Below are 12,408 nucleotides of genomic sequence, written 5' to 3'. Positions count from 1 at the left end.
GCTCGGCCACCCCGGCACAGTCCGGGCTCAGTGGCCGAGGGCCACTTCGACGATCTTGATGACGACGAGGATCATGGCGACGAGGAGGTAGGTACGCAAGGCGCCCATGCCCATCTTGCGGGCGGTGGACATGGCCGGCCGGGTCAGCGTGTCCAGTGCGGGCATGCGCCAGGTGTCCCGGCCGGTGCGGTCGATCGGGTCCTCCCTGGTGCCGGTGCGGCGACGCGTGAAGGCGTATCCGGCGGCCAGCACCCCGACGACGCCGCAGGCGGCCATGATGTCGAGGATCGCGGTCGCGGAGATGTCCGGGAAGAGGACCGAGGCGGTCAGAATGACCGACAGGGCGACCAGGACACCGACGACGGCGGAGGTGAACGCGTTGGTCTTCGGGCCGTTGACCCAGGGGCCGAGGACCTGCCTGTCGTTGCACAGCAGGAGCAGGAACACGCTGGCGGAGGGCAGCAGGACGCCGGCGAGGGTCTGGACGCCCTCGGTGAGCAGGCCCAGCGGGGAGCCGGGGATGAGCACGATGGCGGCAGCTGTGGCGACCAGGCCGGCGTAGACGGCGTAGAAGCCCTTGGCGCCCTTGACGCCCCGGTGGAGCGAGTGCCGGATGCCGAACACGTCCCCGATGGCGTAGGCGGTGGACAGGGACACGGCGAACGCGCCGATGATCGAGGCGTCCAGCAGCGCGATCGCGAACAGCACGCCGGCGAGCTTGCCGGCCTTGGCCTGAAGGCCGGTGGCGATGCCCCCGGCGTCGGTGAACTGCCCGAAGCCGTGGGTGCCCGCGAACGCGGCGGCGGTGAAGCCCATCATCGCCGCGGCCCCGATGACGACCACGACGATGCCGATCCACAGGTCGGCCTTCTCGTACTTCATGAAGCGCGGGGTGATCCGCTTGTCGATCACGTAGGACTGCTGGAAGAACAGCTGCCAGGGCGCGACCGTGGTGCCGACGATGCCGATGATCAGCAGCATGACGGTGGACAGCTGGCCGGTGCCGCCGGGCATGTTCGGCACGACGAAGTCGCGGGCCATCTGCGAGGCGTGCGGGTGGACCATGAAGTAGACCGGCACCAGCAGCAGCGAGGCCGCGCACAGCGTGATGGCGACCCGCTCGAAGCGGCGGAAGGAACCGGTGAAGGCCGAGGCGATGATGATCGCGGCGGCGAGCACCACGGACGCGGCCTTGGGTAGGCCCAGGTAGCCGGTGGCCAGGGTGATCCCGATGAACTCGGTCACCAGGGTCAGCGCGTTGAGCAGGAACAGGTCGATGACGGAGAACGCGCCCCAGAACTTCCCGAACCGCTCCAGGATGAGCCGGGCGTGGCCGACGCCGGTGACGGCGCCCAGGCGCAGCACCATCTCCTGGTTGACGTACAGCACCGGAACCAGGAGCAGCAGGGTCCACAGCAGGTGGGTGCCGTAGTTCTGGCCGGCCTGGCCGTACGTGGCGAAAGCACCGGCGTCGTTGTCGCCGACCATGACGATCAGGCCGGGCCCGACGATGGCCAGCAGCGTCTTCAGCTTCGCCGACAGGCCGGTGCGCGGTGCGGTGTCGTCGAGCCGGATGGTGCCGAGCGCGCCCTGGATGTCGCCGAGGTGCGCGTCGTCCAGGACGGCGCTCTGGCGGGGCTCGATCGTGGTGGTCATGACGTACCTCCCGAATCCCCCCCAAAAGGGGAAGGTAGGGGGCACGCGAAAGCCATCCCCCCTGCGCGAGCGCGCAGGACGGCGGCCCGTGACGGCACGGGGCCGTACGGGAGCGCGGGACGCGGACGTGAATCCGCGCAGGGAAGGTGGTTACCGCGTGCCGGAAGAATGCGAGGACAAGCGGGAAAGGGGCCGACTGTGGCCCGGACTACTGCAACTGCAATCCATGTCTCTCGCCTCCTTCCGGCCGGGGACGCGCACGGCGCACGTCAGCATCGACTCGGCAAGGAGCGGACCGGCACACACGACAGCGGCCGGTACACCCCAACTCGTCAGAGCTTTGGCACTCCACGGCGTAATCCCCTTGCCGGGGAAGCCACTTGGCCTCACCCCTTAGGCCGGGGAGAGGTGTCCTGACCCTGGGCGTCTCTCGACGTCGTGGGGTCAGTGGCCTGTGTCCGTGAAGACGCCTCACCGAACGAGGTGCCTCTTCAAACCTCCAGAAGCATAGCCCTACAGTTTCAAGATCGCGCAACTGATTGACGGATTCTTGACGTGCTCACGAGCCGAGGGCCGTATCGCCACGGGCGATCCAGCCATCGATCACGGCGAGCTTCACCCCTGCGTCCAGGGCCAGGACCTCGGGCGCGACACCGGCGCTCCACGCAGCGACCACCGCACGCCGCAGCTCCTCCGCACGCGTCGCCAGCCCGGCCTCGGCTGCCTCCGCGGAGGCAGCCATCAGGGCCCCGGCATCCTCGGTCAGCCGGTGTGCAGCCTGGCGCACCGCGAGGCGTTCCTCTTCCCACCGCCGATCGTTCACCGTCCGCCTCCCTGGGCCCGCGTCCGATCAGTCCTGCGTGGCCGACCGGGCCAGCTTGGCGCCGAGCCCCAGCAGGCGCACCGGCGTCCCGACACCGCAGGCATCGGCTACGGCGAGGAGGGCCGGCTCCGCGAACGGAAGCAGCATCCGCAGGCCACGCTCAGCCCCTGCGGGCAGCGTGAAACGGGGCAGTGTGATCGTGATCGTCATGACGCACCTCCGCCTGATCAGCACCCGCGGACGGACCGGAGGCAGACGTGATGGCTGCCTGGCACATCCAGGAGAGGCAGGCCGTCAGACAGGGATGCGGTGCCCGCCGGGCGCCCCGGGTGCCACGGAATGGGAGCTGGGACTACTGCTACAGGAACTCATCCCGTTCACCTCCTCGCGCTCGCGGCGGTCAGATCGGGCAGCGACGCATCGCTCCCTCCGACCAGGGTACGCCCGCCCACGGCGCGACAACATGCCACGGCGGTTCGCGCACCTGCGACGCGGGCCAGGCGGCTCCGCGACATCGACCATCAGACGCAGAGGGCCCTGGCGAACGGCCCGCACGGTGGACGCCGGCGATGAGCGTGCGGCATGCGTGCGGGCCGTGGGCGGCGGCCGTGATCGTGAAGACGCGGGCTCCGGGACGCCGCTGCCGACGATTGGCCGACATCGCTCCACACGGAGTCAAGGCGCCATCAAGGAGTTGCGAGCTTGCGCAAGCATGGGTCTAGACTCTGACGCGTTTGAAGAGGCACCTCGTTCGGTGAGGCGTCTTCACGGACACAGGCCACTGACCCCACGACGTCGAGAGACGCCCAGGGTCAGGACACCTCTCCCCGGCCTAAGGGGTGAGGCCAAGTGGCTTCCCCGGCAAGGGGATTACGCCGTGGAGTGCCAAAGCTCTGACGAGTTGGGGTGTACCGGCCGCTGTCGTGTGTGCCGGTCCGCTCCTTGCCGAGTCGTACGGCGCCACGGCGCCACGGCCGGAGGGAGGCGAGAGTCGGATGGACCACAGTTGCAGTAGTCCGGGCCACAGCCGGCCCCGCATCCGATCGACCTCGCCCGTCCTCGGCACGCGGTAACGCCACTCGGCCACCTGCACTTCGATTGACCTGACACCCGTGCGGCCCTACGCCGCCGCGGGCGGCCGGGCTGTCCAGGTGTGCCCGTGGAGTGTGCCGCGGTGTCCGTTCCCTCCCCCATCGGGGAGTAGGAGGCTCACGCATGACCACGCCTGAATCCCTCATCCCCACGCCGCTCAGCGCCGTCGCGGACGACGCCACCAGCACATCGGTGCTTTCGCGCGTCGGCTCCGGACCGGTCCTCGACGTCGGGGCCGCCTGCCGTGCCGTAGGGGCCCTGGCCGCCGGGAACTGCCTGCACCCGCCGACGCACCACGACCGAGGAGGGGCCGCCCGACCGCGCCGGGAGCGGCAACCGGCGGATGCCGCCGTTGTCCCGCCCCAGCCCGGCGACCACGTCCTCTGCTCGCAACGTCGGCAGCGGGGCCCCGCGCGCCTACCTGCCGGTGGTGACGGTCCGGTTCGCCGGCGTGCCGGAGCAGAGGCAGCTGAGCGGGAGGTGCGTTCGTGATACTCGCCGCTCTCGACCACGTGCAGTTGGCCGCCCCGGCCGGGTCGGAGGAGACGCTGCGCGGTTTCTATCTCACCGGGTTGGGGATGGTGGAGATTCCGCAGCCTGCGGGACCGGCCCGGCTCGGCGGATGCCGGTTCGCCGCCGCCGACGGGGGCCGCCTGGAGATACACATCGGCATCGAGGACGGGTTCCGCCCACCGCGCAGGGCTCATCCGGCGGTGCGGGTGAGCGGTCTCGACCAGCTCGCTGCCCGCCTCGAAGCCTACGGCGCACCGGTTGTGTGGACCACGAGCCTGCCGACCCACCGCCGCTTCTACACCCAGGACCCGGTCGGCAACCGCCTGGAGTTCCTCGAACCGCTGCCGTGACGGCCACGGCAGCCTCGGATCCCCCACCAGGTGGATCCGTTTTCAGCCTCGGAATCCGCGCGCTCCAGCGCGCCCTTCCCGGGAAACAGGAGGCTTCTCATGAGCCGCTCCGCACTCATGGTGCTGCGTCTGATCCTGGCCGACGGCACCGAACGCCGCTACCTGGTCGAGGATCCGACCTCCGAGGCACTCGCCTCCGGGGCGGTGTACGACCCGTGGGTCCACCTTGCCCATCTGCTGGCCCAGCAGGGCCGCGACGTCGACTGGCTCGTCCGCTTCACGGGCCTGCCGCCCGCGGCCGCCCGCCGTATCACCGAAGCCGCCCGCTCCTCCTGACCCGCCCTACCAGCAGACCCGTTGCCGTACCCCCGTACGCACGCGCCCGTCCCCGGAGGTGACTTCCATGTCCGCGCTCATCCACCGCAGCACCCCGCGCACCACGTCCGTCCCGACCACCGACGCCCTGCTGGCCTTCTTCACCCGCGCCATCCGGCGCCTGGCCGACAGCCCGCTCGACCACACCGTGCTGCACGTGGCCACCCGCTCCCCCACGCCGCCGCGCACGTCCGCCCTCGCTCCGGGACGGCTCCGCGCTCACTGGCACACCGTCACCGGCCCGGACGGCCGGCGCCGCCCCGAGGCCCGCTGGCACATCGGTGCGTGACCACCCGCCCGTCGCTGTTTCCACGCCGTTTGGAGGGCCCCTTGCCATGCTGGCGACCCTGGACCACGTCCGACTGACCGCCCCTGCCGGATGCGAACCGCTGCTGCGCACCTTCTACGCCGACCTGCTCGGCATACAAGAGGTGACCGGCCCACCGGTGCTCGCCGTGCGAAACGCCTGCTGGTTCACCGGCGAACACGGCGGCGCGCAACTCCACCTCGGCGCCGAGACGCCGTTTCTGCCCGGGATCCGCACCCATCCCGGTCTGCGCGTCCACGACATCGACGCCCTCGCCGACCGGCTCGCCGCCCATCGCGCACCCGTCGTCTGGGACGATCGGCTCCCCGGCCGGCGCCGCTTCTTCACTCTCGACCCGGTCGGCAACAGGCTGGAATTCCTTCAGTGAAGGTGGATCAGTCGACGCACGGCACACCGCCCGCTTTCACAGCCGGGCCGGAGCCGTCCGCTGTTGCCGTGTTCGACGCCGGAAGCGGGCGGCGTCGGGGGGGGGGGAGAGCCGCCTGGCCGGGATGCGGGCCGCGTCGCCGGGAGTGACGACGACGCGGCCCGCGGGCAGGCCGCGGGCCGGTGTTGCCCGTCGTACCGGCCCTGTAGCCGAGTTCGGCCAGGCAGGACGGTTCCACTGGGCTGAGTCCCCGGCCGCCGTCGCCGTTGACGACATCGCCGTGGGCACCGTCGGTGTGGGTCAGGCCGGCCCGGTCAACGACCGGCGCCCTCGACGTTGGCCACCATCTTTCGGAGCACCTTGAGAGCGGCCACGTACTCCTCATCGCTGATGCCCTTGTGCACCACGGTCCGAAGGTCGGTCACCAGCTCACGCAGCCGCGCTCTGGCAGCCTCCCCCAGGTCCGTGAGGTGCAGACGCTGATCGGCGCCGGTCCGGAGCCAGCCCCGATGGAGCAACTGGTCGACGGCCCGGGCCATCTCATGCTCCCCGTCGGCAAGGGGTGTCAGCTGCGTGACGGCCTCCTCGCGGGTCGGTGCTGTCGTTGCACCGTTCACACGGTTCAGCACCCAGTACTGCGGCTGCGTGACGTCGATCTTGGCCATCGCGTCACGCAGATGCCGGGTCACGGCCGTGTGCGCCAAGCCGCTCCAATAGCCGACCGGCTGAGTGGCCAGCGCGTCGTCGGTTGCCGCCGGGTCTGCCGGCGCCTGGTCCGTAGTGATGCCAGTCAGCTGTTCCATGAGCGCGACGCTACAACCCGCCGTGAGCGCCCTTGGGACGCCGCATCAGTCGAGCTGAACAAGGAGGTCGAGGCGGGATGCCCGCAGACGACGCAGCCGGATCGCCGGAGCCGGTTCAAGCGGGCCGACGCAGCACCGCGCCACGTCCGCCTTCAGGAAACCGACCGGCGGGTCGTCACTCACCCGCCCCACCCTGACGGCTGCTATTCACGCCTCGTCAAAAGCCCTGCCAGCTACGGCAGTTCTCCATTCCGTTCCTGCTGGGGCCCTCGGAAGCCCAGCCGCGGGACGGAGCGAGTCCTGGTCACTGCTATCGCCGGATCTTGCGGTTGATGACGCGCTGGACCTCGGTGATCGCGACACGGATGTCCCCGCTCCTGGCGCCCTGTTCACGGGCGAGCTTCAGGGCTTGGTCGACGTACTTCTTGTTGGTGAGCACCTTGGCGAGCCCCTTGGAGCACTCCTCGGTGACGGCGGTCGCCTGGTACGCCTCGATCGTGGCGACGACGGTACCGAAGGAGATCTTCGGGAAGCGCCGCTCGTCCTGCTTGACGAGGCTGAGCAGTTCCTTGAGCTCGTTGAGGTCGTTCGTCGTCACGGTCTTGTCTGCCAGCTTGTCGAGCTCGACGACCACCTTGTCGAGGACCACCGACGCCTTCTCCAACGGTTTGGCCCTCTTGTCGAGCCAGCGGTAGACGAAGCCGACGATGACGGCGATCGCCGCGATCAATGCCGCCCAGGTGAAGGTGCTGTCGAGGCCACCGCCGGCAGCGGCGGCCGACCGGATCACGCTGCCAGGGGAGGCATAACCGGCGTTCTGCTGCGGAAAACTAGGAAGAGAGGGCATCATTAGGGTGTCCTAACTGAGAACTAGGGAGGATGCCCGGCGGGCGGGTCCTGGCAGATCACCCGGCGAGCGTCAGAAGGTTCTCCGTGCATCGAAGACACGATGCGCGTCATACAGCTGCGGTCTCTGGCTCCACCAAGCCCGAGGCCGCAGTTGTGTCTAGGGCAGCTCACTTCCTCGGGGGTCCGAGTATCGAGAGCAGGTACCGGTGCGCGTACGCGCGTATGAGAGGCCTGGTCATCTCCCGACCGCGACGCGGGCAGAAACGTCCCGGATGCACAGAAGATCTGTCATTTGCTGCATACATTGCCGTATGTGTGGAAACTGACGGCATCGGCTCTTCCTTCAGTCGTCTTGCTGAACAGCGTGCAGGGAGCGAGCGGGGACGGGCTGCGGCCGCTCGGCGCTTCCCACGGGCTCGGAATCCTGGAAGCGCTGGGCGGTCTGCCCGTCAGTCGAACGGGTGCCGGGGGACCAGCCGGGCCAGCACGCGGTGTCGGCGCCGCCAGTCGGGGTTGTCATGGACCACCGAGATCCGCACGTCGTTCACGGCGCCGTACATCGCCGCGGACACCGCGCCGATCGACAGCCCGGCCGCCGTCGACACCCCGCAGAACGCGAGCGTCACGACCGCCGCGATGACCAGCAGCGCCACGCCGGCGATCGGCATCACGGCATCCGGCACCCTGGCGAGCCGCAGCCGGGTCTGCACCCGGGCCGTCCGTCGGCCCTCGCGGCACGCCTTCTCGACAGACGCCGCGTAGGCCTCGATGTACATGTCGCGGGTGGCAGACGTAGGGGGCTCCGTCACTGCTTCCTCCTTGATGCCGTCGGTGTGGCAGGTACCAGGCATGGCTTTTCCTTCGTTCTCTCAGTTCACTTACGGGGCATGGACTCGGGCACCTTGCCGGTGAGGAACCACCGCACGGCCTTGTCGTCGACGCCGTCCTCGCGCATCCGCTTCCAGGCGTTGCTCAGGTGCGTCTTGAGGTTGCCGCGGGTGATTCCCATGACCCTGGCGGCCTCTTCACGGCCCCTGTGGATGACGCACCCCAGGTGGATCGCGTCCTTCTCGCGCTTCGTGAGCCCCCCGTTCTCGATGTAGTCGAGACTCCGGTGGATCTCCGCCTCCTTCTCGATCGGATCCCACAAGTCCGGGAGGTCGACCGCGAGCTGCTCACGGATCTGGTCCGCGAGCAGGGGGCTGAGCGGCTCCAGGTACAGTTCGGGCACTTCACGGGAAGACAGGATCTTCTTCCGCTCGTTACGTGCCTCCTTCATGGTTTTGGCCGAGAACTTCCTCCAGTTGGAGCTCCACCGCCTCGCGTCGGACGCCGCGTAGTTGCTCACCCGGTCCCTCACCCAGTCCGGGACCCGGAACACCGGCGCGCCCTGGAGGTAGACGTTCCTCATCAGTTCGAACACACGGCTGCCGTCGTCCGACTGGTGATGGTGGTTGCTGAAGCTCACCGGAGCCTCCTGTGGCGTCCCGCACGGGGTGAACGAGGTTTGGCGCAGAACCTACTCGGCGGGTGAACTTCCAGGGTTTAGGCGGAGAGTTCGGTGAGGCCAGAGAAGTCAGTGCGCTGCTGCGGAGCGACGATCTGATCGGGGCCGGCCTCGCGCGCCAGGCACAGCATGGCCGTTCCGGCCACCGGCGGCACCATCCTCGCCCGGTTCGCCCGTATCCTAGCCGCGGCCACGTGCTCGATGCGCTCGAGCCTGGCGCCGCGCTCGGGGTCCGACGGTTCCTTCCGCGTCTTGGTGCGCTGGAAGGTGACGCCACGGGCGGACAACCAGGCGCCGCGGCGCCGCGGTTGGATCCCGATCGCGCGCAATCACGGCTTCGGCATCCGCGAACTGCCGTTCACGGGGCTGTTCCGCAGCACGCTGCACGGGATGGTGCGGCGCTGGGACCCGAGTCCGCACCGTCGGCAGCAGCTGTCCGCCGTCGCGGGTCTGCTGGCTGGACCCTGCCCGATCTCTTCGCGGTGGCCGATGAGCCGTACTCGGAGGAACTCCGCCCGATGCTGCACTGCCCCCCTTGGCCACCGCTCAGCTGATCTCAGGGCTCTGCCAAGCAGTGCCCGGACTTCCCCAAGCCCCTGATCAGTACGGTCGGGTCGTTCGCTCCAGGCGGACGACGACGATGGCGATGTCGTCGTCGGCGCCGCTGGCAAGGCCCAGGCGGGCGAGGAGGGCGTCGGCGAGGTGTTCCGCGCCGAATTCGGTGCAGGTGGCGAGCGTGGAGGTCAGACGGGTCAGGCCGGTGTCGATGTCCTCGCCACGGCGTTCGATCAGGCCGTCGGTGTAGAGGATGAGGGTGTCGCCGGGGGTGTAGCTGGCGGTGGCCTGGGGTCGGGGGACGTGTTCGGGGCGGGCGCCCAGGGGTGGGTCGGTGGCCTGGTCGAACAGCTCGCAGGTGCCGTCCGGGTGCAGCAGGACGGGCGGGGGGTGGCCGGCGCTGCTGTAGATGAGCAGGTGGCTGTGGCAGTCGACGAGGACCTGGACGGCGGTGGCGGCCAGTGCTCCCTCGACCGAGCGGGCGTACAGGCCGAGGACCTCCAGGGCTTGCGCGGGGCCGTGGACGGTGCGGGTGGCTGCGCTCAGCGCACTGCGGAGTCTGCCCATGACGGTGGCGGCCATCAGCCCGTGGCCGACCACGTCGCCGACCGCGACGGTGAAGCGGTCCGCGGGCAGGTCGACCGCGTCGTACCAGTCGCCGCACACATTCAGTGCTCCGACCGCGGGCAGGTAGCGCACGGCGATGTTCGGGTGCCGGTCCAGGTCCGGGGAGTGGAGCATGGTTTCCTGGAGAGCGACGGCGATGCGCCGTTCATGGGCGTGGGCCTGGCGCAGTTCCTCGTTCAGCCGCTGCAGCTGCCGCGCCCGGGCGTACAGCTCGGCCTCCATGGCCGCTTCCCGCCCGGGGCTGACCGACGGCAGCGCCGTGCGGTGGGCGTGGACGACATCGGTCATGTCCTCGGACCGGTGGATGATCCAGGCGACCTTTCCGTCCGGGCCGAGGACAGGCACGTTGATCGCGGTCCACCACCGCTCCTTGAATACCTCGCGGTTGCCGGGGACCGGAATGTCGTACTTCTGCAACTCCATGTGATCGGTCTGGCCGGAGGCCAGGACACGGTGCAGCGAGGCCTGCAGCGTTGCCACCCCGTCGGCCGCCGAGTCGGCGGGGTTGTCCGGGAAGGCATCGAAGAGGTAGTGCCCGAGCAGCTCGGCCCGGCTGCGTCCGGTCACCTCGCAGAAGGCCCAGTTGGCGTCGGCGATCACCAGGTCCGTGCCGAGCACCAGGCACGGACTCGGAAGGGCGGCGAACACCCCGGTATAGTCGATCTTCGGTGTCACACGCTTTTCCTGCCGGTCGCTCCCTCTTCAATCTACGGAAGGTCCCGCTCCCGCGCCCGCCGACCTCGCTGGCGGGCAGTGTTGCCCCGTGCCCCGCGGCGGCCTAGGCGTGGCCGGCGCGACGACACCTGGTGCCGGGCCCTAGGCTGCGGACATGGCCGAGTCCAAGACCCCGACGCCCCGCGACGCCTTCGAGCTGCTGCTGGCCGGTAACCAGCGCTTCGTCGCGGGCACCCCCGAGCACCCGAATCAGGACGCCACCCGCCGCGCCGAGATCGCACCGTCCCAGCAGCCCTTCGCCGTGCTGTTCGGCTGTTCCGACTCCCGTCTGGCCGCCGAGATCATCTTCGACCGCGGCCTGGGCGACATGTTCGTGGTGCGCACCGCGGGCCACGTCATGGGCCCGGAGGTGCTGGGCAGCATCGAGTACGGCGTCGACGTGCTGGGCTGCCCGCTGGTCGTGGTCCTCGGCCACGACTGGTGCGGCGCGGTCGGCGCGGCGTGCGCCGCCCTGGAGGACGGCATGACACCGGCCGGATACGTCCGGGACGTCGTCGAACGGGTGACCCCCAGCGTGCTGGCGGCACGGGCCGCCGGACACGTCGAGCCGGAGGATATCCTCGCCGAGCACATAAGGCACACGGTCGACCTGCTGCTGGACCGCTCCCGGGTGCTCGCCGAGAAGGTCGCCGCCGGCCGGGCCGCCGTGGTGGGCCTGTGCTACCGCCTGGGCGACGGCAGTGCTCAGCTCGTCGCGGCCCGCGGCCTCGACGTGGTCGTGCCCGCCGCGTCCTGAGAGCCACGACCATGGCCGCTCGGGCACGCCGCCGATCCGGTGCCGGTCACTCGGCAGGCCGGGCCCCGCGGCGCGGCGGAGCCGGTTGGCGATGGCGAGCCCCAGCCCCTCCTCCGCCGGCAGGGACGTGACGATGAGGTCGCACCCCTGCTGGTCGAGTTCGCGCAGGAACCCGTACAGGCCGCGCGCGCAAGCGGCCATCGGAGCGGGGACCGTGACCACAGCGTGCGCCGTCGACGAGGAAGAACCGCGCCGGCGGCCCGTAGTGCGACGGATGCCGGCCCGGCGCCCGGACACGGCTGGTGGAGTGGACCGCGAGCGGGCAGCCCAGCACCGCTGCGAGGTCCTCGCACGTCACCCCGCCGGGCGGGAGGAGACTGGGGATGGATGTCGCCCGCGGCGTCGACGATGGTCGACTCGACGCCGACCTCGCAGGGGCCGCCGTCCAGGCCGCCCGGCACGAAGTCGACGGCATCACCAAGCTCGACACACACGTGGTACGCCGTGGTCGGGCTGACCCTGGCCGAAGCGGTTGGCGGACGGGGCCGTGACACCGCCGCCGAAGGCCGACAGCAGCGCGAGGGCGACGGGGCGGCCCGGCACGCGCACGGCCACCGTCTGAAGGCCACCGTTCGTTTCGAGGGGCACACGGGGACCGCGCCTCACGAGGAGCGTGAGTGGTCCCGGCCAGAAGTCTTCCGCCAGCAGGCGCACCGTCGCGGGCACGCCCTGGACCCGGTCGTCCAGATGCCGCGCGCCGCCGATGTGGGCGATCGGCGGGTGGGAGGGCGGACATCCCTTGACCTGGACCGACGACGCTCGTGATCGGCCTCAGCGCCGACCTGGGACCCCGGCACCAGCCGTCGCACCACCCGGCCCGGCCGCAACTCGCCGGACCGGGCCACACCGACGGCTCGGCCACCACCCCCAGGCGCCGGGCGAGGACCGCCCGGTCGGCACCTCGGCGAGCGGCGCCGCTGGTCCAGAACCCGCCGGTTCGTCATCCACGCGCGTGACGAGCGGAGCGCTGCCTGCGCTGTCAGCCGAACGCCGGCTTGCCTGCCGGGGCGGGGGAGAGAGCCCCGGCCGCCC

General features: G+C 70.3%; 15 protein-coding genes, 1 pseudogene and 2 riboswitches. Of the genes and pseudogenes, 5 read left to right on the top strand and 11 right to left on the bottom strand.

Going from position 1 to position 12,408, the window contains the following annotated elements; genetic code table 11:
• Positions 1-27: 27 nt before the first annotated feature.
• The 3 genes from ACZ60X_RS11170 to ACZ60X_RS11160 all read right to left on the bottom strand — a co-directional run bounded on the left by ACZ60X_RS11170 (position 28) and on the right by ACZ60X_RS11160 (position 2,689).
• The gene (locus tag ACZ60X_RS11170) at positions 28-1,656 is read right to left on the bottom strand and encodes an NRAMP family divalent metal transporter (RefSeq protein WP_469596271.1); all 1,629 of its coding nucleotides are present in this window, start codon (positions 1,654-1,656) and stop codon (positions 28-30) included.
• 316 nt (positions 1,657-1,972) lie between these two features.
• A riboswitch (M-box (ykoK) riboswitch) is annotated at positions 1,973-2,146 on the bottom strand.
• 69 nt (positions 2,147-2,215) lie between these two features.
• Positions 2,216-2,479, bottom strand: a complete 264-nt coding sequence (locus tag ACZ60X_RS11165; protein ID WP_469596269.1) for a hypothetical protein — start codon at positions 2,477-2,479, stop codon at positions 2,216-2,218.
• Positions 2,480-2,506: 27 nt separating this feature from the next.
• Positions 2,507-2,689, bottom strand: a complete 183-nt coding sequence (locus ACZ60X_RS11160) for a hypothetical protein (RefSeq protein WP_469596266.1) — start codon at positions 2,687-2,689, stop codon at positions 2,507-2,509.
• Between the two features lie 529 nt (positions 2,690-3,218).
• A riboswitch (M-box (ykoK) riboswitch) is annotated at positions 3,219-3,392 on the top strand.
• Positions 3,393-4,062: 670 nt separating this feature from the next.
• On the opposite strand from ACZ60X_RS11160, the gene ACZ60X_RS11155 reads away from it, so the two are divergent.
• The 4 genes from ACZ60X_RS11155 to ACZ60X_RS11140 all read left to right on the top strand — a co-directional run bounded on the left by ACZ60X_RS11155 (position 4,063) and on the right by ACZ60X_RS11140 (position 5,504).
• Complete coding sequence (locus tag ACZ60X_RS11155) at positions 4,063-4,434, top strand: VOC family protein (protein WP_469597399.1); 372 nt, start codon at positions 4,063-4,065, stop codon at positions 4,432-4,434.
• Positions 4,435-4,533: 99 nt separating this feature from the next.
• A complete protein-coding gene (locus ACZ60X_RS11150) occupies positions 4,534-4,770 on the top strand; it encodes a hypothetical protein (protein WP_469596263.1) in 237 nt (78 codons plus the stop codon).
• Between the two features lie 67 nt (positions 4,771-4,837).
• A complete protein-coding gene (locus tag ACZ60X_RS11145) occupies positions 4,838-5,098 on the top strand; it encodes a hypothetical protein (RefSeq protein WP_469596260.1) in 261 nt (86 codons plus the stop codon).
• Positions 5,099-5,144: 46 nt separating this feature from the next.
• Positions 5,145-5,504 (top strand): VOC family protein, encoded by a 360-nt coding sequence (locus ACZ60X_RS11140; RefSeq protein ID WP_469596258.1) that lies wholly within the window; start codon positions 5,145-5,147, stop codon positions 5,502-5,504.
• A gap of 314 nt (positions 5,505-5,818) precedes the next feature.
• On the opposite strand, the gene ACZ60X_RS11135 is transcribed toward ACZ60X_RS11140, so the two are convergent.
• The 7 genes from ACZ60X_RS11135 to ACZ60X_RS11105 all read right to left on the bottom strand — a co-directional run bounded on the left by ACZ60X_RS11135 (position 5,819) and on the right by ACZ60X_RS11105 (position 10,520).
• Positions 5,819-6,307: a MarR family winged helix-turn-helix transcriptional regulator gene (locus ACZ60X_RS11135; protein ID WP_469596255.1), complete on the bottom strand. Its 489-nt coding sequence runs from the start codon at positions 6,305-6,307 to the stop codon at positions 5,819-5,821.
• A gap of 45 nt (positions 6,308-6,352) precedes the next feature.
• A complete protein-coding gene (locus ACZ60X_RS11130) occupies positions 6,353-6,490 on the bottom strand; it encodes a hypothetical protein (RefSeq protein WP_469596253.1) in 138 nt (45 codons plus the stop codon).
• Positions 6,491-6,617: 127 nt separating this feature from the next.
• Positions 6,618-7,097 carry a hypothetical protein gene (locus ACZ60X_RS11125; RefSeq protein WP_469596251.1) on the bottom strand — a complete coding sequence of 160 codons (480 nt, stop codon included), beginning with the start codon at positions 7,095-7,097 and terminating at the stop codon, positions 6,618-6,620.
• Between the two features lie 508 nt (positions 7,098-7,605).
• A complete protein-coding gene (locus ACZ60X_RS11120) occupies positions 7,606-8,007 on the bottom strand; it encodes a hypothetical protein (RefSeq protein WP_469596249.1) in 402 nt (133 codons plus the stop codon).
• 23 nt (positions 8,008-8,030) lie between these two features.
• Positions 8,031-8,624 carry an RNA polymerase sigma factor gene (locus ACZ60X_RS11115; RefSeq protein ID WP_469596247.1) on the bottom strand — a complete coding sequence of 198 codons (594 nt, stop codon included), beginning with the start codon at positions 8,622-8,624 and terminating at the stop codon, positions 8,031-8,033.
• 77 nt (positions 8,625-8,701) lie between these two features.
• The gene (locus ACZ60X_RS11110; protein ID WP_469596244.1) at positions 8,702-8,992 is read right to left on the bottom strand and encodes a hypothetical protein; all 291 of its coding nucleotides are present in this window, start codon (positions 8,990-8,992) and stop codon (positions 8,702-8,704) included.
• A gap of 271 nt (positions 8,993-9,263) precedes the next feature.
• Positions 9,264-10,520 carry a PP2C family protein-serine/threonine phosphatase gene (locus ACZ60X_RS11105; RefSeq protein ID WP_469596242.1) on the bottom strand — a complete coding sequence of 419 codons (1,257 nt, stop codon included), beginning with the start codon at positions 10,518-10,520 and terminating at the stop codon, positions 9,264-9,266.
• 154 nt (positions 10,521-10,674) lie between these two features.
• Between ACZ60X_RS11105 and ACZ60X_RS11100 the strand changes: the two genes are divergently transcribed.
• The gene (locus ACZ60X_RS11100) at positions 10,675-11,316 is read left to right on the top strand and encodes a carbonic anhydrase (RefSeq protein ID WP_469596239.1); all 642 of its coding nucleotides are present in this window, start codon (positions 10,675-10,677) and stop codon (positions 11,314-11,316) included.
• A gap of 60 nt (positions 11,317-11,376) precedes the next feature.
• Here the strand turns inward: ACZ60X_RS11100 and ACZ60X_RS11095 are convergent.
• A pseudogene (locus ACZ60X_RS11095) lies at positions 11,377-12,123 on the bottom strand (L-threonylcarbamoyladenylate synthase); the annotation flags it as partial.
• Positions 12,124-12,408 lie beyond the last annotated feature (285 nt).

Source organism: Streptomyces sp. NPDC104106 (assembly GCF_055584345.1).
The sequence above is the reverse complement of the archived record's forward strand: the minus strand, read 5'-3'. Positions and strand labels throughout refer to the sequence as shown.

What these genes read in the sequence shown, in the direction of transcription:
- ACZ60X_RS11140 (WP_469596258.1), top strand. Translation starts at nt 5,145, where the DNA reads ATGCTGGCGACCCTGGACCACGTCCGACTGACCGCCCCTGCCGGATGC.
- ACZ60X_RS11170 (WP_469596271.1), bottom strand. Translation starts at nt 1,656, where the DNA reads ATGACCACCACGATCGAGCCCCGCCAGAGCGCCGTCCTGGACGACGCG.
- ACZ60X_RS11135 (WP_469596255.1), bottom strand. Translation starts at nt 6,307, where the DNA reads ATGGAACAGCTGACTGGCATCACTACGGACCAGGCGCCGGCAGACCCG.
- ACZ60X_RS11120 (WP_469596249.1), bottom strand. Translation starts at nt 8,007, where the DNA reads ATGCCTGGTACCTGCCACACCGACGGCATCAAGGAGGAAGCAGTGACG.
- ACZ60X_RS11150 (WP_469596263.1), top strand. Translation starts at nt 4,534, where the DNA reads ATGAGCCGCTCCGCACTCATGGTGCTGCGTCTGATCCTGGCCGACGGC.
- ACZ60X_RS11160 (WP_469596266.1), bottom strand. Translation starts at nt 2,689, where the DNA reads ATGACGATCACGATCACACTGCCCCGTTTCACGCTGCCCGCAGGGGCT.
- ACZ60X_RS11145 (WP_469596260.1), top strand. Translation starts at nt 4,838, where the DNA reads ATGTCCGCGCTCATCCACCGCAGCACCCCGCGCACCACGTCCGTCCCG.
- ACZ60X_RS11100 (WP_469596239.1), top strand. Translation starts at nt 10,675, where the DNA reads ATGGCCGAGTCCAAGACCCCGACGCCCCGCGACGCCTTCGAGCTGCTG.